General features: G+C 39.3%; 27 protein-coding genes and 1 other annotated feature. Of the genes, 20 read left to right on the forward strand and 7 right to left on the reverse strand.

The genetic code is table 11. The annotated features are described in order from the left end of the window. The first annotated feature begins 10 nt into the window (after nt 1-10). The 5 genes from nusG to rplL all read left to right on the forward strand — a co-directional run bounded on the left by nusG (nt 11) and on the right by rplL (nt 3154). Nucleotides 11-691 carry a transcription termination/antitermination protein NusG gene (gene nusG / locus KME09_03640; protein ID MBW4533006.1) on the forward strand — a complete coding sequence of 227 codons (681 nt, stop codon included), beginning with the start codon at nt 11-13 and terminating at the stop codon, nt 689-691. A gap of 3 nt (nt 692-694) precedes the next feature. Then, a complete protein-coding gene (gene rplK, locus KME09_03645; protein MBW4533007.1) occupies nt 695-1120 on the forward strand; it encodes a 50S ribosomal protein L11 in 426 nt (141 codons plus the stop codon). Between the two features lie 115 nt (nt 1121-1235). Beyond that, nucleotides 1236-1955, forward strand: coding sequence for a 50S ribosomal protein L1 (rplA, locus tag KME09_03650; protein ID MBW4533008.1), 720 nt, complete (start codon nt 1236-1238; stop codon nt 1953-1955). Between the two features lie 38 nt (nt 1956-1993). After that, nucleotides 1994-2154, forward strand: a sequence feature (ribosomal protein L10 leader region). 36 nt (nt 2155-2190) lie between these two features. Next, complete coding sequence (gene rplJ, locus KME09_03655; GenBank protein MBW4533009.1) at nt 2191-2721, forward strand: 50S ribosomal protein L10; 531 nt, start codon at nt 2191-2193, stop codon at nt 2719-2721. Nucleotides 2722-2770: 49 nt separating this feature from the next. Next, on the forward strand, nt 2771-3154 hold the full coding sequence (gene rplL, locus KME09_03660; protein MBW4533010.1) for a 50S ribosomal protein L7/L12: 384 nt from the start codon (nt 2771-2773) through the stop codon (nt 3152-3154). Nucleotides 3155-3344: 190 nt separating this feature from the next. Here rplL and KME09_03665 read toward each other — a convergent pair whose 3' ends face one another. The 4 genes from KME09_03665 to KME09_03680 all read right to left on the reverse strand — a co-directional run bounded on the left by KME09_03665 (nt 3345) and on the right by KME09_03680 (nt 9111). Beyond that, on the reverse strand, nt 3345-3776 hold the full coding sequence (locus KME09_03665) for a CAAD domain-containing protein (GenBank protein MBW4533011.1): 432 nt from the start codon (nt 3774-3776) through the stop codon (nt 3345-3347). A 417-nt stretch (nt 3777-4193) separates the two neighbouring features. Further along, nucleotides 4194-5060 (reverse strand): 6-carboxytetrahydropterin synthase, encoded by an 867-nt coding sequence (locus tag KME09_03670; protein ID MBW4533012.1) that lies wholly within the window; start codon nt 5058-5060, stop codon nt 4194-4196. A gap of 113 nt (nt 5061-5173) precedes the next feature. Then, the gene (locus tag KME09_03675) at nt 5174-7210 is read right to left on the reverse strand and encodes a cation:proton antiporter (GenBank protein MBW4533013.1); all 2037 of its coding nucleotides are present in this window, start codon (nt 7208-7210) and stop codon (nt 5174-5176) included. Nucleotides 7211-7320: 110 nt separating this feature from the next. After that, nucleotides 7321-9111 carry an SLC13 family permease gene (locus KME09_03680; protein MBW4533014.1) on the reverse strand — a complete coding sequence of 597 codons (1791 nt, stop codon included), beginning with the start codon at nt 9109-9111 and terminating at the stop codon, nt 7321-7323. A 314-nt stretch (nt 9112-9425) separates the two neighbouring features. On the opposite strand from KME09_03680, the gene KME09_03685 reads away from it, so the two are divergent. Then, nucleotides 9426-9644, forward strand: coding sequence for a hypothetical protein (locus KME09_03685; protein MBW4533015.1), 219 nt, complete (start codon nt 9426-9428; stop codon nt 9642-9644). Between the two features lie 141 nt (nt 9645-9785). Further along, complete coding sequence (locus KME09_03690) at nt 9786-9986, forward strand: hypothetical protein (protein MBW4533016.1); 201 nt, start codon at nt 9786-9788, stop codon at nt 9984-9986. A gap of 3 nt (nt 9987-9989) precedes the next feature. On the opposite strand, the gene KME09_03695 is transcribed toward KME09_03690, so the two are convergent. After that, on the reverse strand, nt 9990-11807 hold the full coding sequence (locus tag KME09_03695; GenBank protein MBW4533017.1) for an ABC transporter ATP-binding protein/permease: 1818 nt from the start codon (nt 11805-11807) through the stop codon (nt 9990-9992). A gap of 277 nt (nt 11808-12084) precedes the next feature. Between KME09_03695 and KME09_03700 the strand changes: the two genes are divergently transcribed. From KME09_03700 to KME09_03760, 13 genes are all read left to right on the forward strand, one after another. Beyond that, on the forward strand, nt 12085-13350 hold the full coding sequence (locus KME09_03700; protein MBW4533018.1) for an insulinase family protein: 1266 nt from the start codon (nt 12085-12087) through the stop codon (nt 13348-13350). A gap of 735 nt (nt 13351-14085) precedes the next feature. Beyond that, nucleotides 14086-15135 carry an SDR family oxidoreductase gene (locus KME09_03705; GenBank protein MBW4533019.1) on the forward strand — a complete coding sequence of 350 codons (1050 nt, stop codon included), beginning with the start codon at nt 14086-14088 and terminating at the stop codon, nt 15133-15135. Between the two features lie 43 nt (nt 15136-15178). Continuing rightward, nucleotides 15179-16465 carry a class I SAM-dependent methyltransferase gene (locus KME09_03710; GenBank protein MBW4533020.1) on the forward strand — a complete coding sequence of 429 codons (1287 nt, stop codon included), beginning with the start codon at nt 15179-15181 and terminating at the stop codon, nt 16463-16465. Between the two features lie 33 nt (nt 16466-16498). Beyond that, nucleotides 16499-17365 (forward strand): hypothetical protein, encoded by an 867-nt coding sequence (locus KME09_03715; GenBank protein MBW4533021.1) that lies wholly within the window; start codon nt 16499-16501, stop codon nt 17363-17365. 132 nt (nt 17366-17497) lie between these two features. Then, entirely contained in the window at nt 17498-18142 is a 645-nt protein-coding gene (locus tag KME09_03720; GenBank protein MBW4533022.1) for a PIG-L family deacetylase, read from the forward strand. An 87-nt stretch (nt 18143-18229) separates the two neighbouring features. After that, complete coding sequence (gene murG, locus KME09_03725) at nt 18230-19294, forward strand: undecaprenyldiphospho-muramoylpentapeptide beta-N-acetylglucosaminyltransferase (GenBank protein ID MBW4533023.1); 1065 nt, start codon at nt 18230-18232, stop codon at nt 19292-19294. Nucleotides 19295-19394: 100 nt separating this feature from the next. Further along, nucleotides 19395-20504, forward strand: coding sequence for a GTP-binding protein (locus KME09_03730; GenBank protein MBW4533024.1), 1110 nt, complete (start codon nt 19395-19397; stop codon nt 20502-20504). A 264-nt stretch (nt 20505-20768) separates the two neighbouring features. Continuing rightward, nucleotides 20769-21773 carry an FAD-dependent oxidoreductase gene (locus KME09_03735; protein MBW4533025.1) on the forward strand — a complete coding sequence of 335 codons (1005 nt, stop codon included), beginning with the start codon at nt 20769-20771 and terminating at the stop codon, nt 21771-21773. Between the two features lie 157 nt (nt 21774-21930). Further along, a complete protein-coding gene (locus tag KME09_03740) occupies nt 21931-23298 on the forward strand; it encodes a cytochrome P450 (protein ID MBW4533026.1) in 1368 nt (455 codons plus the stop codon). Between the two features lie 127 nt (nt 23299-23425). Next, complete coding sequence (locus KME09_03745) at nt 23426-23743, forward strand: ssl1498 family light-harvesting-like protein (protein MBW4533027.1); 318 nt, start codon at nt 23426-23428, stop codon at nt 23741-23743. Between the two features lie 100 nt (nt 23744-23843). After that, on the forward strand, nt 23844-24068 hold the full coding sequence (locus KME09_03750) for an NblA/ycf18 family protein (GenBank protein MBW4533028.1): 225 nt from the start codon (nt 23844-23846) through the stop codon (nt 24066-24068). A gap of 136 nt (nt 24069-24204) precedes the next feature. Further along, the gene (locus KME09_03755; GenBank protein MBW4533029.1) at nt 24205-24567 is read left to right on the forward strand and encodes a rhodanese-like domain-containing protein; all 363 of its coding nucleotides are present in this window, start codon (nt 24205-24207) and stop codon (nt 24565-24567) included. Nucleotides 24568-24653: 86 nt separating this feature from the next. Then, nucleotides 24654-25496 carry a prohibitin family protein gene (locus KME09_03760; GenBank protein ID MBW4533030.1) on the forward strand — a complete coding sequence of 281 codons (843 nt, stop codon included), beginning with the start codon at nt 24654-24656 and terminating at the stop codon, nt 25494-25496. 41 nt (nt 25497-25537) lie between these two features. Here KME09_03760 and KME09_03765 read toward each other — a convergent pair whose 3' ends face one another. Beyond that, the gene (locus KME09_03765; GenBank protein ID MBW4533031.1) at nt 25538-25846 is read right to left on the reverse strand and encodes a thioredoxin family protein; all 309 of its coding nucleotides are present in this window, start codon (nt 25844-25846) and stop codon (nt 25538-25540) included. Between the two features lie 103 nt (nt 25847-25949). Beyond that, nucleotides 25950-26318 carry a VanZ family protein gene (locus KME09_03770; GenBank protein MBW4533032.1) on the reverse strand — a complete coding sequence of 123 codons (369 nt, stop codon included), beginning with the start codon at nt 26316-26318 and terminating at the stop codon, nt 25950-25952. Nucleotides 26319-26327: the final 9 nt, after the last annotated feature.

Raw genomic sequence — 26327 nt, forward strand, 5'->3', positions numbered from 1 at the left:
ACTATGAACTATGACTAATACCGCAGACATACCAGAAGAAGAGCAGTTTGAAGATTTTGAAAATGATGCTCGGCAGTTTGAAGATAATAATCAACCAGAACAAGTACAGGTAAACGTCAAAGCCAAAGGGAATGCTCGTTGGTACGCGGTACAGGTGGCTTCTGGTTGTGAAAAGCGCGTCAAAACCGATATTGATATGCGGATTCAGACTCTCGATCTTAGCGATCGCATTATTCAGGTGCGAATACCTCAAACCCCTAGCGTCAAAATTCGTAAAGATGGCTCTCGCTATACCAGTGACGAAAAAGTCTTTCCTGGCTATGTTCTAGTTAAGATGCTGATGGATGATGATGCTTGGCAGGTGGTCAAAAACACCCCCAACGTGATCAACTTTGTTGGCTCAGAGCAGAAGCGTCGCTACGGTCGAGGTCGGGGACACGTAAAGCCATTGCCTCTATCCCGAACTGAGGTGGAAAGAATCTTTAAGCAAGCTGAAGAGCAAGAGCCAGTCATTAAAATCGACATGGAAATTGGTGATAAAATTGCTGTACTCTCCGGCCCATTTAAAGAGTTTGAAGGGGAAGTAATTGAAGTTAGTCCAGAAAGAAGTAAGCTTAAGGCTTTATTATCTATTTTTGGGCGGGATACTCCTGTAGAATTGGAGTTCAATCAAGTCGAAAAACAAAACTAAAAAATGCCTAGAAAAGTTGTAGCCTTAATCAAATTAGCTCTACCTGCGGGGAAAGCTAACCCAGCGCCTCCTGTCGGCCCAGCATTGGGTCAACATGGTGTGAACATCATGGCATTCTGTAAAGAATACAATGCCAAAACAGCAGATAAAGTAGGATTAGTAATTCCTGTCGAAATTTCTGTCTTTGAAGATAGAAGTTTTACCTTTATTCTCAAAACTCCTCCTGCATCTGTCTTGATTAAGAAGGCAGCAGGCATCGAAAAAGGAGCAAATGAACCCAACAAACAAAAAGTTGCGACCATCACCAGAGATCAGCTTAAAGAGATTGCTCAAACCAAAATGCCCGATCTCAATGCCAATGACCTAGAGGCAGCCATGAAAATTGTGGCTGGCACCGCTAAAAACATGGGTGTAGCGATCGCTGAATAAGCAGTGGTTCTGATGCAAAATCTGGCTCAGAATTAAATTAGCCAACATTACTCAATTACTCAGTACTTTAATGGGGAGAAGCAATTTGCTTCGCTAGTTACCCAAGGAAAATATCATGGCAACAAAAATGTCTCGCCGTATGCGCGAGCTAGTTAAGAAAGTAGACCAAGACCAAGTTTATCAACCTCTAGAAGCTCTAAACCTTCTCAAAGAGACAGCTACAGCAAAATTTGATGAAACTGCCGAAGCTCATATTAAGCTTGGTATCGACCCCAAATACACCGACCAACAGTTAAGAACTACAGTTAGCCTACCCAAAGGGACAGGGCAAAGTGTGAGAGTTGCTGTAATTGCTCGTGGCGAACAAGTTAAAGAAGCAGAAGAGGCTGGAGCAGAAATTTATGGTTCAGAAGAACTAATTGAAGATATCCAAAAAGGCATGATGGATTTTGATATCCTAATTGCAACTCCTGATATGATGCCCAAAGTAGCAAAGCTAGGGCGCGTTTTGGGCCCCAAAGGTTTAATGCCTTCCCCAAAAGGAGGAACGGTTACAACCGATCTACAATCAGCAGTAGAAGCCTTTAAAGCTGGTAAATTAGAATTTAGAGCTGACAAAGCAGGCATCGTTCATGTTATGTTTGGTAAGGCATCTTTTTCAGCGGAAGATTTGTTAGCAAATCTCAAAGCTTTGCAGGAAACCATTGAACGAAATCGCCCTTCTGGCGCGAAAGGTCGTTACTGGCGTACTCTTTATGTCTCCGCTTCGATGGGTCCATCAATTCAGATTGATATCAGTGCTTTACAAGATTTAAGTTTGACTAACCTAGCCTAAACGAAAATTCCTCAAAGAACACTACAAACAAATATCGAATCCATAGACGACTAACACCGAAGACAGTGGGTGTGTTAATTCACTTAATTTCCTGCCGAGGTCAATGTCTATCTGTTTTTGATCTTTACCCTCTTCGGTTGGTAATGGTCGTAAACATAGGCAACCTCTGGCAAGAAGCTGGAGGTTTTGTCGTGTTAGACCCAAAAGATCCAAATTCAATAGGAGGTGATACACAATGGGGAGAACCCTCGCCAATAAACAAGAAATAGTAGCTGAGCTTAAGGAAAGCCTTGGTGATGCTCAGTTGGCTTTCGTCATTAACTATGAGGGTTTGTCAGTAGCAGAAATTACTGATTTACGTAATCGCTTGCGTCCTATTGGTGCTAGCTGCAAAATTACGAAAAACACCCTCATGAATATTGCCATTAGTGGCGATGAAAATTGGCAGCCGATGGAAGAATTCTTAAGCACTGCCACCGCTTTTCTACTCACAGGAGAAGAGATTGGTGCAGCTGTCAAAGCCTATAAAGGATTCCAAAAAGAAACCAAAAAAACCGAGGTGCGCGGTGGCGTAATGGAAGGTCGAGCTTTAACCAAAGAACAGGTTGAGGCGTTAGGTGACTTGCCTACCAAAGATGAGCTATATGCAAGAATTGCTGGCTCAATTAATGCTCTGGCAACCAAGCTTGCTGTGGGTATTAAAGAAGTTCCCAGTGGACTTGCCAGAGGGATCAAGGCTGTTTCTGAGCAAGAGAACAATAAATAGCTAGGAACTATCTACACAACTAATTATCTATCTATACACGGAGTAAAATATGTCTGCTGCAACTGATGAAATTCTCGAAAAGTTGAAGTCTCTAAGTCTTTTAGAAGCTTCTGAACTTGTTTCTCAAATTGAAGAAACATTTGGCGTAAGTGCTGCTGCTTCTGCTGGTGTGGTTATGGCTGCTCCTGGCGCTGCTGCTGGGGAACCTGCTGAAGAGAAAACTGAATTTGACGTTATTCTTGAAGATGTACCCAAAGACAAGAAAATCGCCATTCTTAAAGTGGTACGTACCATTACTGGCTTAGGTCTAAAAGAAGCTAAAGAAATGGTTGAATCTACACCCAAAGCTTTGAAAGAAGGCGTGGCTAAAGAAGACGCAGAAGAAACTAAAGCTAAGCTGGAAGAAGCTGGAGCTAAAGTTACTGTTAAATAATTTAAGCAGTCAACTCAAATTAAAATGTTTAGGGATGTTCAAAACTAGAATGTCCCTTTTTTTTCGGTCAATTAAATATATAAAGAAGTCAGATACAAAATAAGGTGAGCATTGCCCACCCTGTTAATTTATTAATTTTAAGCTACAGCACCTCTAGATCAGACCTGAATATTCAAGTCATTTGGGCTAGTTATTCTTGACCCATAACCTGATTTTTTAGAGCTTGGAATTCTTGACCCAACTCTTGGCGAGAAGAGTTAGTGAGCAGATAGCGATAAACAAACCAGCCAGTGTAACCTAAACCTACTAGCTCGAAAGTAGGCGCAAGCAGAGGAATATCGTTAATCGCTGAAATGATGGCTAAAGTTACTTTGACTGCAATAATGCCTAAAAATATTAACAGTAGGTTAATTAGTGATTTTTGATTGCTGTCGACAAACTCTTTGAGATAATCAAAAATTTGACTCAAAAATCTCGACCCAACGTTTAAATATTCTTGCACTGCATTATCTGTTGGTGATGGTTTTAAAGCAGGATTAGGGGTGATGACGCCTGCGGATTCACCATTTAAACCTGTAGTGGTTTCTTGAGTTTCAATGACTTCTGGAGTATTTGATTCCATATTTTCTGCTCTCCTGTTGTTTATATGAGTATTAGTCAGCTACTGCTGTTACCTATTATGACGACTATACTTTTGCTCATAGTATCAAACACTTTTTACAGTTGATCTGATTATTCAAAGCAATGACTGACAGTCTCGAAATATCTTCTCACAGTATAGTAGTCGGTCTAGGTCAGATTATAGAGATTAATTCGATATATTGCTAATTTTAGGCAGATTAAGGATATTATCTACCATTAACAGACCTGATATAGTCGATTAATCTTAATTTCACCTTAATATTGAGGTAATGATTACTCAATATTGAGCCGTAATTCTAGCTCAATTAAAAAAAAGATACCCTATTCCTAATTAATAAGGTATCTCGACTAATTGGAAATTAAATCAACCAGAAGATTTAATTAGCTGATTTTAAGATTAGGATGCCATTACCGTTTCTTGACTCGCTGGTTCAACTATGGCTTGAGAAGTGCGACAGTTAATCTCACAAGAGTTATTAGGACTTTCAATCAACTTAATTTTATCTAACTCAGCCCCAATTTCTTTAATTGGCGATCGCAATAAATCAGCAATTCTCACGGCAATATTTTCCGCCGTGGGTACAACCTCAGCAAAATAGGCAATATCTTTATTTAAGAAAGTGTGATCGAAAGGCTCGACAACATATTCATCAATTACATTTTGCAACGCACCCAAATCTACTAGCATTCCTGTACGAGCATCGATTTCTCCCGCTACAGTGACTTCTAAATGATAATTATGTCCGTGACCATTCGGACGAGCGCACTTACCGTAAATTTCTTGATTTTCTTCAAAGCTCAGGCTAGGAATTGCCAAACGATGAGCTGCGCTAAAGTGAGTTTTGACTGTTAAAGTAGCTTCCATGTTGTTTCCTTGATAATCTGTCCAAAGCTGGGGATGCTCAAATAATCTAACGTTGACTAAAGGTAGATGAGGGGCAAGTCTTTGCCAAATAATCCGCGAGATATTTTCCGTTGTGGGCAAAGTGGTTTGAAACTCTGGCCAAGCATCATTGAGATAAGAATAATTCAGTTGGCTAGTAACTTCTCGTTTGATTACCTGTTTTACTACAGATAAGTTTTCTACCATGCCATATTTGTCCAAATCTCCTTCTAAAGATGCGTACATGACATAATTATGTCCATGTCCAGGAAAACGACTACAAGCGCCAAAAAGACGCTTATTTTCAGCTTCGTCTAATTCTGGCAACCAGTAGCGATGACTCGCGGAAAACTGAGCGCGGCGATTAATAGTGCATTTCATATATTGAGTTGAGACTCGTTAAATGTAAAGTTAGGTAAAGCATTCGATCATTATAGCAAGCTGAGTCAATTCAAATCAAAGTAAACAAAGCGATCGCAATGTTACTAGATCTTCTAGAGTTCTCCTAATAAAATAATTGAGCAGTTTAAATTCTCTAGCAAAGGTTTAGTTGTCGCACCCAAAGCCAAACTATCTACACCAACACGCTGACGCTGCGATCGCAAAATTACTAGTTCATGAGTACGACTAGCAGTCAAGATTTCTCTCACAAAATTGTTTTGCGCAGTAACTTTGACATCGACCGTTGCTTGTGCCAAAAACTTGTCTGCCACTGTCTCTAAACGCTGGTGAAGATTAGCTTTACGCTCTTTAGCAGTACGAGCAGGACAAACATGAAGTAGAGTTATTTCGGTTTCTTTGCTAATAATTAAGTTTTTAACAAAATGTACTGGACGTAAACCAACAGGATTAATACTTTCTACTGGTACAAGGATACGTCTAATGGCTAGGGGTGAAGTTTGAAAACGAGCGACAACTACGGAACAGTGAGCCGACCAGAGGATACTGTCGGTCACCGAACCAAAAAAGCGAGAACGAAAACCAGTTAAACGGCTAAATCCTAAAATAATTAAATCAGCGTTGACTTCGCGACTAGCGTGGGTAATTCCCTGGGCAATATCATATTCCACCCTTAACTCAGGCTGAACGGAAATATTAAGCTCGGCGGCGATTGACTCTGCTTGAGTTAGTAGCTTAGTGCAACGCTGGAAATCAAGCTCAAGTTGTGGAGAATCTAGATGAGATTCTGCTTTGGCGATCGCTAGAGGGACAATTTTGCCCTGATTTTTCTTGGCTAGTAAAGATGCCAGCTCGATTAAATAACGCTGTGTTTGCGGATTATAAATTGGGACGACAACTCGATATTTGTCTTTTATTTTGAGAGCCAAATCAGGTTCTGGTTCAGCCTCTGGCAGATCGCCAGTAGTTAACTGAGGCGCAAAACGAGCAGTAATTAAAGGGCCAGCGATTGAAGTCACCAGCATTAAGAGAATAACGCTGTTAAAAACCTGTTCATTGATGATTTCTGCCTGAAAAGCAATTAAAGCAGCAGCCAAAGTAGCAGCCACTTGGGGCAAAGATAGCGACCACATGGTTATAGTCTCAGTCCAACTATAGCGAAAGACTAATTTAGCGATACAGGCTGCCAAAAATTTACACAGCAATAAAGCAGCCAAAATTGCCAGAGGAATCTCAATCGCTCCTAAAATATCTTTAAATGCCTTAAGATCGAGCAGCAAGCCCATATCAACAAAGAAAATGGGAATAAATAAGACCGTACCGACAAACTCCACCTTTTCTTTTACAGGACCATCTCCAATCACATCGTTAACTGCCAAACCAGTTAAAAATGCGCCGACAATTTTCTCAATGCCGATCGCTTCTGCTCCTACTGAAGCTACAAATAAAGATAATAAGATAAACAGAAACTGATTACTCTGGTCATTTTTAGAACGGCGGAAGAACTCTCTTCCTAAACGATCTAAGCCAAATAACACCACTAACGTATAGAGTGCCAAAGAGCCTAATAAGATGCCTAGATCTACTGCGCTGAAATCTCCTTGATTTACGCCCAAACAGATCGCCAAAACCAATAACGCACCGATATCGGTAAAAATTGTTGCGCCGATAGTGACCGTAACAGCTTCATTATTCACTACCCCTAAACGCCTGACAATGGGATACGCCAGCAGGGTATGAGAAGCCAACAAAGAACCGATTAAAACAGCGGTATTCCAACTAAAACCAAATACTCGTCCGACTAAAATACCTCCAATCAAAGGAACGGCAAAGGTAGCGAAACCAAAGGTTAGGGAGCGATTTTTGGTACGTCGAAACTGTTCCAAGTCAATTTCTAATCCTGCCACAAACATCAGATAAATTTTACCGATGTCTGCCAACAAAATCATAGTTTCTGATTTACTGTCGAGTAAACCCAAGCCACTAGAGCCAAATAATACTCCCGCCGCCAATAAGCCCACTAGCCCAGGCAGCTTAATTTTTTCAAAAATTGGTGGTACTACTAAGATAATTGCTAACAGTAGAGCAAAGGTAAAGATCGGTTCTCGTATCGTTTCCGAGATGGATTCCATGTATTAATGAGGGGCAAGAGTTGAGACAAACGAGTGACTAGCCGCTTTAGACAGTCTATTGCCTTATCAATAAAAGTGCATACATCCCGAGGCTTATTTAACTTTGACTATTACAGCCCATAGAGCCACATAATTAGTAAAGGTGTGAAAATTGTCATGAGCAAATTCAAAGGTGCGCCAACGCGGAAAAAGTCCCAAAATTTATAACCACCAGGGCCATAAACCATAGTATTGGTCTGGTAACCAATAGGAGTCATAAAGCTATTAGAAGCGGCAAACGTTACGGCAAACATCAATGATATCGGACTAAGACTGAGAGCTTTGGCTACTTCGGCAGCGATCGGCAGTAATAGCACTACAGTGGCATTATTAGAAAGTATTTCTGTCAACAAAGAAGTAATTATATAGAAAAATAATAAAATCCAATAACCGCTAAAATTACCACCTAATACCATCAAATTATCCGCTAGCCATTTTGTTGCCCCAGAGTTTTCCATTGCTGTACCCAAAGGAATTAATCCAGCCAAGAGAAAAATTACGTCCCAACGTACAGCACCATAAACTTCCCCAGGCTTGATAACTCCTGTTACAATCATCAATACAACTCCCATTAAAGCACTGACCAAGATTGGTAATAAGTCAAACGCAGCGATTAAAACTACTCCCAAAATGATCGCGATCGCCAGCCAGGCTTTATCACGACGAATTGCTTCTGGCTCTTTTTGTTCGATAACTAATAGTTCTCTGGTAGTTTGTAAACCGAGTAAACTTTGTTTGTCTCCTTGGACTAATAATAAATCGCCAAATTTTAGTGGGACTCTACCTAATCTCTCTCTAAGTAATTCTTCTCCACGACGCAGAGCTAAGACTGTCAGGTTGTAACGCTGACGAAAACGTAAATCTTTGAGAGTTGAACCGATCAAACGAGAGTTAGACAAGATCAAAACCTCGGCAACTCCTTCATCACTTGAATTTAACTCTGTGGCTAAGGTTTTTTGATTGAATTTAACATCGGGTAAGATATCTAATCCTTGCTCTGCTCTAATTTTCAGCACATCATCGGTCTTACCTCGCACCAACAGAATATCCTCGGCGCGAATAGTTCGACTGGTTACAGGTTGAGGCAAACGCTCTCGATCTCGAATGATTTCTAATACATCTACCTGAGAATCCCGCTGTAATTGCGCCGAGCGAAAGGTTTGACCAATCAATTTAGAAGTAGGAGAAACAATCACTTCAGTTACATAGTCTTCTAAGCCATAACCTTCACTAACCAAATCACTTGTCAGATTTTTGCGATTGGGTAATAGACGTGGGGCAATCAAAGCCAGATAAGCTAAACCGATGAGAAAGGTGATAATACCTAGGGCGCTAAACTGAAAGAGACCGAATTCTCCATAGCCCAAATCTTTAGCAATACCACTGGCTAAAACGTTAGTTGATGTTCCGATCACAGTAATCATCCCGCCTAAAACTGTGACAAAAGATAAGGGCATTAAAAGTTTAGAAGGAGATATACCCCGTTTTTTACACCATTCTTCGACAATCGGCAGAAAGATCGCTACTACTGCCGTATTGTTAATAAAGGCTGAGATAGGCCCGACCAGTATCCCCATGACTAGAATCTGACGAGTAACACTTTTCCCGCCCCACTTTAGGAGTAAATCGCGAAAAACTTGAACTACTCCAGTACGCGTAATGCCAGCGCTCAGAATAAACATTGCCATCACGGTAATAGTGGCAGAATTACCAAATCCTGCAATACCTTCATCAGGAGTAACCAACCCCAAGACAATTAGAACTACTGCGATACAGAGAGCCGTAATATCTACTGGTAGCCATTCAGTAATAAAGCAAATTAAGGCGGCTACCACCACACCTAATGTCAGAAATATAGTCATATGTTTTAATTGGTTATTTAATTGTCTTATTTGACAATACTGGAAAAATGATCTGCGATCGCGTCATGATTTAATTGTTTTAACTGAACTAAATATCAGCCTTGGTTGTCCTTAGTCGGCAAAATAATCATCAATCATAATTACTCAACTAATTTGAATGTTTAAGTTTACTTATGAATTGACAAAAAAAAATAAAGTTATAATATCTTATTAGTTATGGTTAATTTTTGTTTAAGCATATTTTTGGTTAGGCAAATCTACTTTTATTAAAAGTGGAAACTACGCCATAATCTAATCACAAGAAGAATAACAACATGCTCACTCTTTCATTGGTCACTCTGTTCGTAGCAGCGATCGCGCTATATGTCAGTTACATAATTAATGACGATGTTTTTCAAGCAGCAATGCGGTTTACAGCGTTAACATTTTCTTTAGTTGCCTTACTTTGCGCTCCTTGGCTATTAAAGTTGGTTTTAGTCGCTATTCCTTTGACGATCGCTAGCTGGAATTCTTTTGCTACAGAAAATTTTTAGTTTGGATGTAATGACTAATATTTGTGCTTCATCAAAGTCATAATCCAGCAATCGATCGAAGACTTGAGCGCTAGTATTTAAGAATGCAGCGATCTTTGATAAGATTGCAGAGCATTATAGCTAAAAATTATTTTTCCAGATATGAATTTATTATTTGCAGTAGCGGGTGAATTTCCCACCTATTTTGTAGCAGTTTATGCAGTTGGATTTATCGCTGCGGTTACCATCGGTTCAATTGCTTGGTATAACTCGAAACGTCCTGCGGGTTGGGAAAATATGGAACGTCCTGATATTGTACCCAAGGTAAATAGTAAAGATGATTCTGGGGAACAACAAAGCTAGTGACTAGTTAAAAACTTCTCCTGTCTCTTGTAAAGAATGAAGACGGTGATAAATGCCACCCTGACTTAATAATTCGGCGTGGCTGCCAACTTCGATAATTTTACCTGCATCCAACACCACGATTTTATCTGCTTCGCGAATTGTACTAAGACGATGAGCAATAATTATGGTGGTGCGAGTACCTAGAATTGACTTCATTGCTAGCTGAATTGAACGCTCCGACTCGTAATCTAAGCTAGATGTCGCCTCATCAAAAATCAAAATATCAGGATCGACGATTAAGGCTCTAGCAATACCCAGTCGCTGCTTTTGTCCCCCCGAAAGTCTGACTCCACGTTCGCCAACTATTGTTAGGTAACCTTGAGGTAGATCGTGGATAAATTCATCAACTCGGGCAATTAGACAAGCTTGTTTTACCTGTTCGCGATCTACCTGGGGATTACCATAGGTGAGATTATCCCAAACTGTACCGTTAAAAATATCCACGTCCTGATGGACAATTGCTAGACGGCGACGATAACGAGCAATATCAAGGTTGCCAATATTCTCGCCATCAATTTTAATCGCTCCCTGATGGGGTTCAAAATAGCGAAATAGCAATTTAACCAGAGTAGACTTTCCTGAGCCAGAACGACCCACTAGAGCAACAGTTTGATAGGGTTCTATTAATAGGTTAATATCGTGCAAAATTGGGCGATCGCGATTGTAACCAAAGCTAAGATGACTAAATTCTAATTTGCCATCAAACTGATAAGGATTATCTGCTGCATCTTCTATTACTAAACTGGCGGCATCTGCCCCAACATCAAGCTGCATAAAGTCGTGTAATCTGCGCATGGAGGCATAACGACGGGCAAATATTTCGGCTAACTGGCTAATAGGTTCAAGTTCCGCATAAGCCATACTGGAAACCGTCAGGGTAGTAACAAAGTGTCCCAGGGTAATATTGCCTCTCACGGTGGGGATCAGCGTAAATAGCAAAATTAAAAAGACACAAGTTTGAATTACGGTGCGTGACCAAGTAATTAGATTAACATAACCCCGATGAATACGATAGGTGACATATTTAAACTCGCGCTCCAAACGTTGTTGCTGTCGTTGATACTCTTGAGCCTCCGTAGCGAAAGACTTAACAGTTTTAATATTGGTAATAATTTCCGAGGTACGGCTTTCAGTATTCTCCTGATGTTTGTCTAATAATTCTTCTTTGGCAATCAGAACCCGTAAATCTTTTAAGGTGTAGGTCAAAATTACGACAAAAGAAGCAAAAAAAGCGATCGCAATTCTCGCGTCAATAAATAAAATCATCACAAAGATACCCAGAATCCGCGCTAATTTGGGAATTAACTGCCCCGCAACTTCAGGATACGTCCAGGTATGATTTTCGATTCCCCGTGCAATTCTACCTGCAATCCGCCCAGGATTATTCTCATCGTAATAGCTTAGAGGTAGGGTGAGAATCTTGCCTACCACCTTATTAAAATTATCTCGCCTAGCTTTGAGGGCAATTGCCCAATGATGCCACACACCAATCCACGGCTGAATCGGCGATCGCACTACTGTAACCACAAAAATTATGCCTAACAAGACACCCAGGGACAACCACTTGCCAGGCGGAAAATTCCCTAGGTTTTGCACCACAGTAATGAAACGCGCCAAAGGTTTATCTAAAGGCTGTGAAGACAGTACATTTAAAATTTGTCCAATAGTATAGGGAACTATCAGATCGATAATTTCAAACAGACTAGAAGCAGCAATGCTAAAAATCGCGATCGCTTTATACTTGCTAAAATAACCAACAATATTGCGCCAAGAAGACATACTAAATGATTACTGATTACTGATTACTGATTACTGACGTTGTAACGTTGTGGTGTTACTAAGGATTAATTTTTCCCTTTTCCCTTTAACCTTTAACCTACTCTTAACCGATCCCTTTAGGGCGGTGAGGAGTCAATAAAACCAGTGACTTATTAATGAAGTGTTGCTAATTTCTTTCTTAACTGGTTAATCCATCGAGAGAAAAGCTGCTTAGATAATATAGAGGGGGTTTCATCGGCTGACCATACAATCCCACATTCACATTAATAATATACACATGTCTTCCAATTCCACTTTAGCTATTCCTAACTTATATCGCTCAGTATTAGCCAATGGCATTACCCTTATAGTTGTCGAGAACCAAGCAGCAGATATCATTTCAGGTCGATTTTTTTTCAAAGGTGCAGGCTCAATTATTGAAACCCCAGAGCAAGCGGGATTAGCTAATTTAGTCTCAGCAGTAATCACTAAAGGCACGGAGAATTTATCAGCTTTAGAAATTGCCGAAAAAGTCGAGTCGATTGGAGCTAGTTTGGGGACAGATGCTTCAACAGACTATTTTTCTCTGAGTTTAAAAACTGTATCGGCAGATTTCCCGTCAATGTTACAGCTTTTGGGAGAGATTATGCGATCGCCAATTTTTCCCGAATCAGAAGTAGAATTAGAGCGCAAGCTAACCCTACAGAGTATTCGCTCTCAAAAAGAACAGCCGTTTAATGTCGCTTTTAATCAACTCCGTCAGCAGATGTATCCCCAACATCCCTATGGGATCTCGGTATTAGGTACAGAAGCGAGCGTTAGTAGTTTAACCTGCAACCAGCTACAGCAATATCATCAAACTTATTTCCGCCCCGATAATTTAGTCATCAGCCTATCAGGAAGGATTACTCAAACGCAAGGGCAAGATTTAATTGCTGGAGCCTTTGGCGACTGGAAAAACCCAGATCGACCTTTACCAATTTCTCAGCTACAGTCACCGATGCTTAATCCCTCGCAACAAGAAATTATTCAAGACACCCAACAATCAATCGTGATGCTGGGTTATTTAGGCACGAAAGTAAATCTTGATGATTACCCTGTTTTAAAATTAATTAATACTTATCTAGGCAGTGGACTTTCCAGCCGTTTGTTTGTGGAACTACGAGAAAAAAGGGGTCTAGCCTATGATGTTTCGGCATTTTTCCCAACTCGTTTAGATACAGCGCCGTTTATTACTTACATGGGAACAGCGCCAAGCAATACGGAAATTGCCATTGAAGGTTTGAGTACCGAAGTCGCCAGACTCACTAAAGAAATTTTAAGCGTTGAGGAAATTCAAGGGGCTAAAAATAAACTATTAGGACAATATGCTTTAGGAAAACAAACCAATAGCGAGATTGCTCAAACCTATGGTTGGTATGAATCTCTTGGACTAGGAGTCGAGTTTGATCGTACTTTTCAAGCCGCAATTGAGCCTATTACTCCCGAACAAGTGCAGGAAGTAGCTAATAAATATCTAAGTCAACCTTATATCTCGATTGTTAAACCCGAATGGAAACAGTAAAAGTAGTATATATTAATTCTACATGAAATGAAAAATTTCTACTACCTACTACCTATTTGCGAAGCTTATCCTTTAGGACTAGCTACGCGTCGTCCTTTAGGACTACCTAAAAAATTAATGTAGTTTCATGAATCAAATAGGACTGCTATAGAAGGCGATCTTATTCTGATTCAGAATCTAAGCGGTGTAATTTTTGCTTCATAATATTAAAAGTTGTTTAGTTTGTAACGTAAATTACAGATTTAATAACAACTTTTATACAATAGTATTTTCTTTTAACTTTACAAATATACTATTATCATACTATAAGTTATTTTTTCTTGACTTTATAAATACAATAATGTAATCATCTAAATAATAGCTTTAAGGTAATAAAATTAAATTTACGTATAGAAGCATTTGCAGCAATATAATTGATTTACGATGAATATGAGGAAGAAAATACTAAGACTGTACTTTTCTATTTGTTGTGGTCAATAAGTATAGCTTTAGTTAAGTAAGCTTTTGTTCTTTTTTCAAACTTTATTTTTAAAACAAATCAAGATTGAAATAAATAAAAAGTTTAAAATTTATATTCAAATAAAATACTTTAAAAATAAATTTTTAGGGTGTTTTTTATTGGAAACCAAACATTTTTACTTGAGCATTTAAAAATTTAAATATTATGCCCAATCAGCGAAGTAGACGGAGCAAGATAAAAAATTTTTTTTGCCCTCTTTGTGAGCAGAGATTATCATGAAAGTGTTAGTTACTGGAACTGAAGGATATCTCGGATCGCTCCTAGCTCCAATTCTGATCGAGCAAGGATATGAAGTCCTGGGGGTAGATACTGGCTTCTATAAAATAGGCTGGTTGTACAACGGCACCGAACTGACTGCCAAAACGCTGAATAAGGATCTCCGCCAACTCACGGCGGAAGACCTCAAAGGAATTGATGCAGTCGTGCATATGGCTGAACTTTCCAACGATCCTGTCGGACAGCTAGCCCCTAATATTACCTACGAGATCAATCACAAAGGCTCAGTTTACTTAGCAAATCTGGCAAAAGCAGCAGGCGTGCGTCGGTTTGTTTATATGTCATCCTGTAGTGTTTATGGTGTCGCCACTGAAGGAGATATTACTGAAGATTCTCCAGTAAATCCCCAAACCATTTATGCCATTTGTAAAACCTTGGTAGAAAAGGATATTAAGTTGATGGCGGATGAGAGTTTTTCGCCAACTTTTATGCGGAATGCAACTGCTTTTGGCACTTCTCCGAGAATGCGTTTTGACATTGTTTTAAACAATCTGGCGGGATATGCCTGGACGACTAAGGAAATCAAGATGACTAGCGACGGTACTCCTTGGCGTCCATTAGTTCACGCATTAGATATTTGCAAAGCAATTGTTTGCGTACTCGAATCGCCACGCGATCTAGTTCACAATCAGATTTTTAATGTGGGGGACACAGCTTACAACTATCAAGTTAAAGAGATTGCGGAAATCGTAGCTGAGGTATTCAGAGGATGTAAACTTAGTTTCGGCGATAACGGCTCGGATAATCGCAGTTATCGCGTTTCCTTTGAGAAAATCAACCAAACTTTACCTGGGTTTAAGTGCGAATGGGATGCTAAACGCGGGGCAAAACAACTATTCGATCTGTTTACTCAAATTGATATGTCTGAAGAAACCTTCTTTTTCCAAGGGTTTACGCGTTTAAAACAATTAGAATATTTGATTCGCACTCAGCAAATCGATCGCGATTTCTTTTGGACTAGAAAGCCATCATCTTATGGCGATCGCTAAACCTTGATTGGCAAGAACATTTTATTTACTAAATCGGTAATTTATGGATCTAACGATTAAAGACAGCAAAGAATTCCCAACAAGCGATAACACACAAAAACACAGCTCGAATTGTCGATTTTGCGGAACTTCTCTCAAGCATACGTTTGTCGATCTGGGCATGTCGCCGTTGTGTGAAAGTTACGTAAGTTCCGAACAGCGCAACCAGATGGAACCGTTTTATCCGCTTCACGTATATGTATGCGATCGATGTTTCCTGGTGCAACTGGAAGCCTATGTAACCCCAAAACATATTTTTACCGAATATGCTTACTTTTCTTCTTATGCTGACTCCTGGTTACAGCACGCCAAAACTTATACAGATTTAATGATAGAACGGTTTCACTTAAACGAACAAAGTCATGTTGTTGAGTTAGCTAGTAACGATGGTTATCTATTGCAGTATTTTGTTGAAAAACAGATTCCCTGTTTGGGAATTGAACCAGCAGCCAATGTTGCCCAGGTGGCGATCGAAAAAGGAGTGCCTACTTTAATCGAGTTTTTTGGAGTCAAAAGCGCTCTAAGACTGGTCGAGCAAGGAAAACAAGCCGATTTGTTATTAGGTAATAACGTCTTAGCTCAAGTTCCAGATGTAAATGACTTCGTTGCTGGTATGAAAATTCTCCTCAAACCAGAAGGAGTCATTACCGTAGAATTTCCTCACCTGATGTGCTTAATGGCAGAAAATCAGTTTGACACGATCTACCACGAGCATTTTTCTTATTTTAGTTTTATTACCACTCAAAAGATTTTTGCAGCTCATAGTTTGACTTTATTTGATGTAGAAGAACTATCAACTCATGGTGGTTCATTGCGAATTTATGCCTGCCATCAAGAAGATAAATCCAAAACAGTTAGCGATCGCGCCATGGAGTTACTCAAACGTGAACGAGAAGCTGGTTTTACTGAAATGAGTTGCTATGCTAACTTTGGCGAACAGGTAAAAGAAACTAAACGCAAATTATTAGATTTTTTAATTAAGGTTAGACGAGAAGGAAAAACAGTCGTTGGTTATGGAGCGCCAGGTAAAGGTAACACCTTACTCAACTACTGTGGTATCCGTGCTGATTTCATTGATTATACAGTCGATCGCAACCCTTATAAACAAGGCAAGTTTTTGCCTGGAACCCATATTCCCATCTATCATCCCGACAAAATTTTAGAAACTAAACCCGATTACGTCTTGATTTTACCTTGGAATTTTAAGGATGAAATTATCAAGCAAATGTCATCAATTAGAGACTGGGGCGGGCAATTTGTCGTACCAATTCCTGAAGTGAAAATTTATTAATTTCCGCAATTTAATTAAAACGAGGAGAATCAGATGAAAGTTGTGCTGTTTTGTGGTGGTTTTGGAACGCGCTTGAGAGAGTATTCGGAAACTATTCCCAAACCGATGGTAGATATCGGCTATAGACCAGTAATTTGGCATTTAATGCGTTATTATGCTCATTTTGGACACAAAGATTTTATTTTGTGTCTGGGTTATCGAGGTGACTATATCAAGAACTATTTCCTTCATTACAACGAATGTTTATCAAATAATTTTGTTCTCTCAAATGGTGGCAGAACTATACATCTTTACAATAATGACATCGAAGATTGGCGAATTTCCTTTATTGATACAGGATTGCAAAATAATATCGGACAGCGATTGATGGCAGTGAAGCCTTATTTGGAAGAAGAAGAAGTGTTCATGGCTAACTATGCCGACGGGTTAACCGATTTAGATTTAAATCTCTATCTCGATCATTTCTACAAGGCTAATAAGATTGCGAGTTTTCTGTGCGTACAACCTTCCCAATCTTTTCACGTCGTGTCTGTAGAAGATAATGCTCTAGTAGAAAAAATCGAACCTGCAAGCGAATCCGATTTGCGGATTAATGGCGGCTTTTTCGTCTTCAAAAAAGAAATTTTTGATTATATTCAACCTGGAGAGGAGTTAGTGATGGAACCTTTTCAGCGTTTAATCGCGAAAAAAGAACTGATCGGCTACAGAAATCCAGGTTTTTGGGCATGTATGGATACTCTCAAAGAAAAAATGATGTTTGACGAGATGCACACGCAAGGAGAAATGCCTTGGGCTGTTTGGGAATCTTATTCTAACTCCGATCGAGATAAAAGATTATCGTCAAATCCAAAATATTATACTACTCCAAATGGTTCTTCGTATATTGGATTAAAAAATTAATGTCAATCTGACTCAGAAAATTGGAGCAATTATAAATTTTAAATAAAAAAGTTTTTTTAGAGTTTTTTTATTGATTATGCGCCAACAATTCTATTAGTTACTTGCTCATTTAATTCATTCTAAAAAGAGAAAATGCTTAAACTTGATTTTGGTAATTCACTTCAACAAGTTTTATGTCTTGGAGCGCATAGTGATGACATCGAGATTGGTTGTGGTGGTACTATTTTAAACCTAATAGAAATGTATCCCATGGTAAATATTACTTGGGTTGTTTTTGGTGCGACAGGAGAAAGAGAAATAGAAGCGCTTAAAAGTGCTGAAAACTTTCTTAGTTTTGTTACCAAAAAAAAGATCATTGTTAAGGGATTTAAAGATGGTTTTTTTCCCTATATTGGAGCCGAAATTAAAGACTACTTTGAAGAACTCAAAAAAGAAGTAAATCCCGATTTGATTTTGACTCATTACCGAAAAGATTTACATCAAGATCATCGAATTATTTCAGAATTAACTTGGAATACTTTTCGCAATCATTCAATTTGGGAATATGAAATTCCTAAATATGATGGCGATTTGGGTTCTCCCAATCTTTTTGTTCACTTGAGCAAGTCTATCTGCCAACAAAAAATTAAACATCTTATGACTTATTTTCAAACTCAAAGTAACAAACAGTGGTTTACAGAAGAAACTTTTAGTGCAATTTTAAGAATAAGAGGTATTGAAGCAAATGCGACCGAACAATATGCAGAAGCTTTTTATTGTCATAAAATATTATTTTAAATTATTTTAAATATTTATATGTCCAATGGTTTAGACAATTAATCTATTATGGGATTCCAGTCTAGTTAAAATTGGGAGCAAATATCTGTGGGATCGCCAACTCGTCTATTGATAGCAGCTAGTGGTACAGGGGGACATTTATTTCCAGCGATCGCTTTAGCCCAACAGCTACCAGATTATAAAATAGAGTGGTTGGGTACGGCAAATCGTTTAGAAACCAGTCTTGTCCCCAAAGACTATCCTCTCAATACCATCTCTGTCGAAGGATTTCAGCAGAAGTTGAGCTTAAACACTCTCAAGATTATGGCGGGCTTTTTAACGTCGATCTGGCAGACTCAAAAATTAATCAAAGAACATCAAATTGATGTAGTGTTCACCACAGGGGGTTATATCGCTGCCCCAGCAATCTTAGCTGCCCGTTTACAAAAGAAACCTGCCATCATTCATGAGTCGAACTATATTCCTGGTAAAGTGACTAAGTTTCTCAGTCGTTGGTGTGATGCTGTGGCATTGGGTTTTGCGGGAACAGCCCAATATTTACCTCAAGCCAAGACAGTTTATGTTAGTACACCAGTGCGATCGCAATTTTTCACCCCCCAGCCTTTAGATCTCGATCTTCCCGATGATGCCGTGGTAATTTTAGTTGCAGGTGGCTCACAGGGAGCGATCGCAGTTAATCAACTGATCCGTAAGGCTGCCCCTGCTTGGTTCGAGCTTGGTGCTTATGTGGTACATCTGACAGGGAAAAACGATCCCGAAGCCGATAGTTTACAACATCCGCAATATATCTCTTTGCCTTTTGTCGATAACATGGCGGGATTATTACAACGGGCAAATTTAGCCATTAGTCGAGCGGGTGCTGGCACAATTACCGAACTAGCTTTTACTGGCACTCCTGCGGTACTAATTCCCTATCCCTTTGCCGCCGAAGATCACCAAACCTATAATGCTCAAGAATACAAAGATGCGGGGGCAGGAGTCGTTTATCAACAAGCAGAATTAACGGTGGAGACATTACGAGAACAGGTTTCTCAGTGGTTGCGATCGCCTGAATTAATACAAGACATGGCAGTTAAAGCTAAGGCGTTAGCCGTTGACGATAGTGCCGAAAGATTAGCTAAGTTAGTAAGTGGTTTGATTACTGATTACTAATTACTGATTATTTGCGAAGCTATCCTTTAGGACTAATTACGTAATAATTTACAATAAGTATTAACTATTCAGTCTGACAACATCAATAAAAGCGATCGCCATGACAACTGTTGAACAAGCATCAGCATCCTCAGAAATGGATGTTGCTAAAAAAGGTCTACCCGTAACTATCATCACAGGTTTTCTTGGTAGCGGTAAAACTACTCTACTCAACCACATTTTGACTAACCAAGAAGGAATTAAAACCGCAGTTTTGGTTAATGAGTTTGGGGAAATAGGTATTGATAATGAGTTAATTGTTTCTACCGACGAGAACATGGTGGAATTGAATAACGGCTGTATCTGCTGCACCATCAATGAGGATTTGGTCAATGCAGTCTATAAAATTATGGAACGAGGCGAAAAAATTGATTATTTGGTGGTAGAAACCACTGGATTAGCCGATCCCCTGCCTGTAGCCTTGACCTTTTTGGGTACAGAATTGCGCGACATGACTCGTCTTGATTCAATTATCACAATGGTAGACTGCGCTAACTTTAGTCTAGATTTGTTTAATAGTGAAGCAGCTTTAAGCCAGATCCAATACGGTGATGTGATTGTGTTAAACAAAACCGATTTGGTAGACGAAGCTGATGTTGATGCACTAGAAGTTCGAGTCAGAGATCTCAAGAAAGATGCCCGTATTCTAAGGACACAAAAGTCACAGGTATCTCTACCTTTGATTTTAAGTGTTGGTTTATTTGAGTCTGATAAATATTATGAGCAGACAGAATCTACCGAACATCAGCACGAACATCATGACCACGACGAGCATAAACATGAGCATGAACACCACAATCATGACCATCATGGACACGATCACGAACATCACGATCATTCCCACCATTTAGAAAACGATGGTTTCACCTCAATTTCTTTTCAGTTTGACAAACCGTTTAACATTCGTAAATTTCAGTACTTTTTAGACAATCAGCTTTCAGACAGTATCTTCCGCGCCAAAGGAATTTTATGGTTTGATGAAAGTCCTCAACGTCATATATTCCATTTAAGTGGTAAACGCTTTACCCTAGAAGACGAAGAGTGGCGCGGTGAAAAGAAAAATCAACTGGTTCTAATTGGTCAAAACCTCGATGAAGCAACTATTAGAGAACAAATCGAAAATTGTGTATGTTTACCAACTAGCGATCGCGCTAAAGGCTTTGGCAAGTAATTAGCACTAAACGTCTATTAAATTAAATGCGCATTTTAGGTGGAAGTTTTTTTGCCCAACTTTGCGCTACTTAGATCATTTATTAAAAATTCTTAAACAGCTAAGAGCTAAGAGCTAAGAGCTAAAAGCTATAAACAGTTTCCTCATTGGTTTCGTAGCTTAGATCCGCAATGCCATAATTTTCCATCTTAACTATCGACTGATCTAGACGAATGCCAAGATGGTTTAATGGGTTAGCTATTAACTTGATAAATAACTTTAAGCATGACTAATAGTAGCGATCGCTCTTTAGCAATAACCTCCTGTATTATCGTCGGTGGAGGAATCACGGGATTAATTGCCGCCACGATTTTGCATCGCAGAGAAATTAATGTCACCGTACTAGATAAAGGCAAAGGTATTGGTGGGCGTCTAGCAACTCGGCGTATAAGTAACGAAAATTCTACGGAAGGCGTGTTTGATTATGGCACTCAGTATTTCAGCGCGAAAAACCCCCAATTTCAGGTTTGGGTCAATGATTGGTTAAAGCATGGCGTAATTAAAGAGTGGTGTCAGGGTTTTGGCGAGATAGACGGTAAGCCAAGATATTGTGGCGTTAATGGCACTCGCGGTATTGCTGAATATCTAGCTCAAGGTTTAAATGTTCATACCAATACGAAAGTAGTTGAAATTGGCTATGATGGCGTCTGGTTAGTCAAAACAGAGGATGAACAACAATATCAAGCAGAGATGTTGCTGCTGACTCCTCCCATACCTCAAACTCTAGATTTACTAGATGCTTCTTTAATGGTTTTACCATTAGATGTGAGATTCGCTTTAGAAAATATTGCTTACCATCGCTGTATTACTGTGTTGGCTTTGCTCGAAAAACCCAGTAAGATTCCTGCACCTGGAGGAATAGCGTTAGAAGACAACTATTTAACTTGGTTGGCTGATAATCACCAAAAGGGCATTTCTCCTAATGGTTATGCCGTAACCCTGCACGCTAATCCTAGTTTTAGCGATGATTATTGGGATAGTGATGATGCAGAAATTGCTTATAAGTTACTGTCCGCAGCAGCCGATTATTTAGATTCTCCCGTAATTAAATATCAGGTACATCGCTGGCGTTATAGTCTGCCTAAAACTTTTCATCCTGAACCTTATTTGGCTTTGTCGGAAATTCCTTTGTTAATGGCAGGAGATGGTTTTGTCTCACCTAACATTGAGGGGGCAGTATTGTCGGGAATTGCTGTCGGGGAATTAATTGGTAAGCGGTTTAAAGGGTAGTAGTGATTAGTGATTACTGATTACTAATTACTGATTACCACGGTTAAAGCACCCAAGATAATCGTTAATACTCCAAGGGTGCAATGTCAGTATGCAGGTTTAAGAGAAAACTCATTAAACTATAAGTAATTTGCTTAATTATTCTTAATCTAAGGTCATGAAATTAATCCCCAGGCTCAAACAATCGTCTTTAAAGCAGAGACTACAGTGGATCGCTCAACCCGATAAATATATGGATTCGGCAGCTGAGCAAGCTCCTGATATATTTCTGGCGGATATTGCGGGGGGAGATGGGTATGTCTTTGTTAATCATCCTGAAGCAATGCGACAGATTGTTACTAGCGATCGCTCTAAATATTTTGCGTCTAGCAAGGATAACGCTCTGTTACAGCCTTTGGTAGGAGATAATTCTCTCTTAATGATTGAAGGCGATCGCCATAAGCAACGGCGTAAACTATTATTACCTCCCTTTCATGGGGAAAGAATGCAGGCTTATGGTGAGTTAATCTGTAATTTGACTCGCAAGATTATCGATCGATTAGAACCAAATCAAACTTTTGTTGCTAGACACGTAACTCAAGAAATATCCTTACAAATAATTCTCGAAGCTGTTTATGGTTTGCAGGATAGCGATAAGCCTAACGGCATGGCTTCGCTACGCTCTTCAGAATTCAAGCAACGCATTACTAGGCTGGCTAATATTTTTGAATCCCCCCTCACCTCCGCCTTTTTATTTTTTCCTTGGGTACAGAAAGACTTAGGTGCTTGGAGTCCCTGGGGTAATCTTATGCGTCAGCAAAAAGCGATTGATGAAGCGATTTATCAGAAAATTGCCACTAGAAGAACGGAAGATTGTAGTCAACGTCAGGATATTCTTTCGCTGATGATGTCGGCGCGGGATGAGTCGGGGGAAGCGATGAAAGATTATGAACTGCGGGATGAATTAATGACCCTGATGCTGGCAGGACATGAGACCACCGCTACGGCGATCGCTTGGGGATTATACTGGTTACATCGTTATCCTGAGATTAAAGCGAAGTTACAGGCAGAAATAGCTAGTTTGGGAGCAAATCCTGACCCAATGGCGATCGCTAAATTACCCTATCTCACTGCCGTTTGCCAAGAAACCCTAAGAATATATCCTGTGGCAATGTTGACCTTTCCCAGAACTGTCTTAGAACCTACAGAACTGATGGGATACAAGCTGGAAATAGGACAGGTATTGATGGGTTGTATTTATCTGATGCACCATAGAGAAGATGTTTATCCCGAACACCATCAGTTTAAGCCAGAACGCTTTTTAGAGCGAGAATTTGACTCTTATGAGTTTTTCCCCTTTGGTGGTGGTAAACGTCGCTGTATCGGCGAAGCTCTAGCCATGTTGGAATTGAAGCTGGTATTGGCAACAATTGTGACTGAATATAATTTGGAATTAAATAGCGGTCGCCCTGAAATTCCTGCCAGACGAGGTGTTACCCTTGCACCAAAAAAGGGAGTACCTATGGTTTTCCAAGGTAAGAGGTAATGTGAATGTTATCTAACCTCAGAATGCTGACCTTCTTCAAGCTTGAGCAATCTTCTCATCTGAAAAGCGGCTATATCAAATGTTTGTATTTTAGGCAAGAATTATTAAAGAATGTTAAGATTTAAACATGAACAAATTAAACATTTCCAATACCATCACCCTTGAAGATAAGGTAATAGCGCATCATACTAGTGATGGAAGTGAATTAATCCCCGCTGAGGTACGAGCAGGTACCAGAGAAGAACTCAATCAACGTCAGAATAAATCATTGAAAGCTGGTTATACCGTTGATGATGAAGGGATCATTAATAACTATGCAGCCGAACCTAATACGTCCTTAGCAAACTATCCATCCCCAGAACAGCAAAAACGTTATATCTTCCTAGGAATAGGGGCTACGTTGTTTGTTACTGTCTTATTAGCGATCGCATTTACAGTCAGCTAAAGCTAACTAGAGCTAGATATTTCGTTCCAATCTAAAAATATCTAGCTAGGAGCAACAATGTTCTGAATATCGTTTGTAAGTATTAGCAAAGGAGCAAAGAATGAATCAATCAACTAGCTTATCTATAGAACAAGAATTTCACCTCAAAAGCTTTGCTGCTCAAGTGCAGCGTATGTCTCAAGCACAAGCTCAGGAATTTTTAATTGAGCTTCATCGGCAAATGATCATTAAGGAAAAAATATATCAACATCTGATCCAGCAAGAATGGAACCTAAATTCAAACAAGTCTTTAAATGAAGATGAAACAGAATTTTTCCCTGCTTGACATTTAGTGTCTTAGTCAACATTACACAAGGACAAACCCTTCTTTACGCTTGTGTATGTTGAAGCAATTTCTAATTAAATCTACTTTGCAAGTATTTAAGGTTTAGCCATTATCTAAACATCGCGACAGGAAACTCATGACTATATTTTCTCAACTCATTCCCATTCCCGAACCAATTCAGAATAAGTCTAGTGTTAATACTCTAAAAAAATGCCTTGATTGGGGTAAACCTGCCCTAACTATCATTGATGTTAGGTCTAGAGTACTGTTCAATAGTACTCATATAACGGGTTCTATTCCTATGCCAATAGATGAACCTGCCTATCTCACTCTTTCTAATCTCGAATTGAACCGAGATATCTATGTTTATGCAGAAACAGACGCGCAAACTGCTTTAGCGGCAACCAAACTACGTCAGGCTGGTTATCAAAAAGTTTCTGAACTACTTGGTGGTTTACCTGCTTGGAAAAAGGCTAAATATCCGATTGATTGCGGTTAATTACTTCAAGATATTCTCATTAAGAACTAGATATTAACTACTGAAAATTTTTGCTGATCATCAATTAATCTTTTGGAAAGAAAAACTTGAAAAAACAATTTTCTCTAAGCGATCGACTGATAATACCCATCAGCTTGATCATATTGATCCTCTTCGTTGGGTTTAATAGCTTTGTCATTCTCAATCCTGGACAGGCTGGAGTAATCAGCATCCTAGGAAAAGCCAAAGATGGAGTTTTACTTGAGGGAATTCATTTTAAACCACCTTTAGTTTCCACTGTAGACACTTACGATCTAACAGTGCAAAAATTTGAAGTGCCAGGACAAAGCTCCACTAAAGATCTTCAGGATTTATCAGCGCGTTTTGCAATTAACTTTCGACTCGATCCTATTCAGGTAGTTGAAATACTTAGAAAACAGGGAACATTAGCTAATATTGTCTCCAATATCATTGCCCCTCAAACTCAAGAATCTTTTAAAATTGCTGCTGCCAGAAGAACAGTTGAAGAAGCTATCACTAAAAGAAATGAACTTAAGCAAGACTTTGATGATGCTTTGAGTGAAAGACTTGAAAAATATGGAATTATCGTACTCGATACCAGTGTAGTCGATTTAGACTTTTCCCCAGAGTTTGCCAAAGCAGTAGAAGAAAAACAAATCGCCGAACAAAGATCTAAAAGAGCTGTTTATGTGGCTCAAGAAGCAGAACAAACGGCACAAGCTGACATTAACCGCGCTACGGGAAGAGCTGAAGCTCAAAGGTTACTAGCTGAAACCCTCAAAGCTGAAGGTGGTCAACTAGTATTGCAAAAAGAGGCAATTCAAGCCTGGAGAGAAGGTGGTTCTCAAATGCCCAAAGTCTTAGTAATGGGAGGAAAAGAGCAAGCAGGTGTTCCTTTTTTGTTTAATCTTGGCGGTGTTGAGCAGTAACAACTAATAAGCTTAATAAGCTGTTATTTAGATTTACACCTTTATCCTTCCAGTATTGTCTGTAAGCGTTTACGAAACTCACCTTTAGGATGTCCTCCTTTAACTTCTCCCATAATTTTAAAGTCATCATCAGGAGATTCGCAGACAATATAGGTTGGCCATCCCATGTCTTTCTTATCAGGATATTGCGCCATCAAAATTTGACGATACTTACGATAGGTAGCAGTATCCTGCATCTTGACATCAATAAATTCTAGCTCTAGTTCTTGTGCCACCTTAGCATCATAAAAAGACATCTTGTGGCACGTTCCACAGTCTTCTGAAGAAAATTTAACTACGGCTTTGGTCATTTTAGCTATTTTTAAAAATCAGTAAAACTAATTTATCGATTATAAAATTATTCGCGTGCTGATTACTAATAATTACTAATTACTGATGACTTTTATTTTGACTTTAAGACTGCTGAGTATCAAGGGAAAATAATCGTTTTAAAATTTTAGCAATAATAAATCCACAGACTAAACCAGCAATATTCGCCAACAAATCTTTAAATTCACAGTATCGATTGACGTAGGGTTGAAGTAATTCGATCGCGCCACTACAGGCAATAAAGAAAAGAGCAATTGCGAGCCAATATTTCGGTTGTCTTAGAGCAGTAGGCAGCATCAAGATAGCATAGGCGATCAAATGATGAGTCTTATCTGTCCCAGGTACAGGAGGTAATGTCGGTAAGGGCCGAAGTGAAAGAATAGTAATTAAGGTCAAGATAAACAAACTGGAGAATATCCAATACTTTTTAATCGAAGTGAGCAATATGTTCATTAAATGTCT

It is taken from the genome of Pleurocapsa minor HA4230-MV1 (assembly GCA_019359095.1).
Taxonomy (GTDB): Bacteria; Cyanobacteriota; Cyanobacteriia; order Cyanobacteriales; family Xenococcaceae; genus Waterburya; species Waterburya minor.

Coding starts and splice junctions, on each gene's coding strand:
- KME09_03750 (MBW4533028.1), top strand. CDS start 23,844: ATGAATCAATCAACTAGCTTATCTATAGAACAAGAATTTCACCTCAAA.
- KME09_03675 (MBW4533013.1), bottom strand. CDS start 7,210: ATGGAATCCATCTCGGAAACGATACGAGAACCGATCTTTACCTTTGCT.
- KME09_03700 (MBW4533018.1), top strand. CDS start 12,085: ATGTCTTCCAATTCCACTTTAGCTATTCCTAACTTATATCGCTCAGTA.
- nusG (MBW4533006.1), top strand. CDS start 11: ATGACTAATACCGCAGACATACCAGAAGAAGAGCAGTTTGAAGATTTT.
- KME09_03665 (MBW4533011.1), bottom strand. CDS start 3,776: ATGGAATCAAATACTCCAGAAGTCATTGAAACTCAAGAAACCACTACA.
- KME09_03765 (MBW4533031.1), bottom strand. CDS start 25,846: ATGACCAAAGCCGTAGTTAAATTTTCTTCAGAAGACTGTGGAACGTGC.
- KME09_03710 (MBW4533020.1), top strand. CDS start 15,179: ATGGATCTAACGATTAAAGACAGCAAAGAATTCCCAACAAGCGATAAC.
- KME09_03730 (MBW4533024.1), top strand. CDS start 19,395: ATGACAACTGTTGAACAAGCATCAGCATCCTCAGAAATGGATGTTGCT.
- KME09_03695 (MBW4533017.1), bottom strand. CDS start 11,807: ATGTCTTCTTGGCGCAATATTGTTGGTTATTTTAGCAAGTATAAAGCG.
- KME09_03705 (MBW4533019.1), top strand. CDS start 14,086: ATGAAAGTGTTAGTTACTGGAACTGAAGGATATCTCGGATCGCTCCTA.
- KME09_03740 (MBW4533026.1), top strand. CDS start 21,931: ATGAAATTAATCCCCAGGCTCAAACAATCGTCTTTAAAGCAGAGACTA.
- KME09_03755 (MBW4533029.1), top strand. CDS start 24,205: ATGACTATATTTTCTCAACTCATTCCCATTCCCGAACCAATTCAGAAT.
- KME09_03745 (MBW4533027.1), top strand. CDS start 23,426: ATGAACAAATTAAACATTTCCAATACCATCACCCTTGAAGATAAGGTA.
- KME09_03770 (MBW4533032.1), bottom strand. CDS start 26,318: ATGAACATATTGCTCACTTCGATTAAAAAGTATTGGATATTCTCCAGT.
- rplK (MBW4533007.1), top strand. CDS start 695: ATGCCTAGAAAAGTTGTAGCCTTAATCAAATTAGCTCTACCTGCGGGG.
- KME09_03680 (MBW4533014.1), bottom strand. CDS start 9,111: ATGACTATATTTCTGACATTAGGTGTGGTGGTAGCCGCCTTAATTTGC.
- KME09_03735 (MBW4533025.1), top strand. CDS start 20,769: ATGACTAATAGTAGCGATCGCTCTTTAGCAATAACCTCCTGTATTATC.
- rplA (MBW4533008.1), top strand. CDS start 1,236: ATGGCAACAAAAATGTCTCGCCGTATGCGCGAGCTAGTTAAGAAAGTA.
- KME09_03670 (MBW4533012.1), bottom strand. CDS start 5,060: ATGAAATGCACTATTAATCGCCGCGCTCAGTTTTCCGCGAGTCATCGC.
- rplL (MBW4533010.1), top strand. CDS start 2,771: ATGTCTGCTGCAACTGATGAAATTCTCGAAAAGTTGAAGTCTCTAAGT.
- KME09_03685 (MBW4533015.1), top strand. CDS start 9,426: ATGCTCACTCTTTCATTGGTCACTCTGTTCGTAGCAGCGATCGCGCTA.
- KME09_03690 (MBW4533016.1), top strand. CDS start 9,786: ATGAATTTATTATTTGCAGTAGCGGGTGAATTTCCCACCTATTTTGTA.
- KME09_03720 (MBW4533022.1), top strand. CDS start 17,498: ATGCTTAAACTTGATTTTGGTAATTCACTTCAACAAGTTTTATGTCTT.
- KME09_03715 (MBW4533021.1), top strand. CDS start 16,499: ATGAAAGTTGTGCTGTTTTGTGGTGGTTTTGGAACGCGCTTGAGAGAG.
- rplJ (MBW4533009.1), top strand. CDS start 2,191: ATGGGGAGAACCCTCGCCAATAAACAAGAAATAGTAGCTGAGCTTAAG.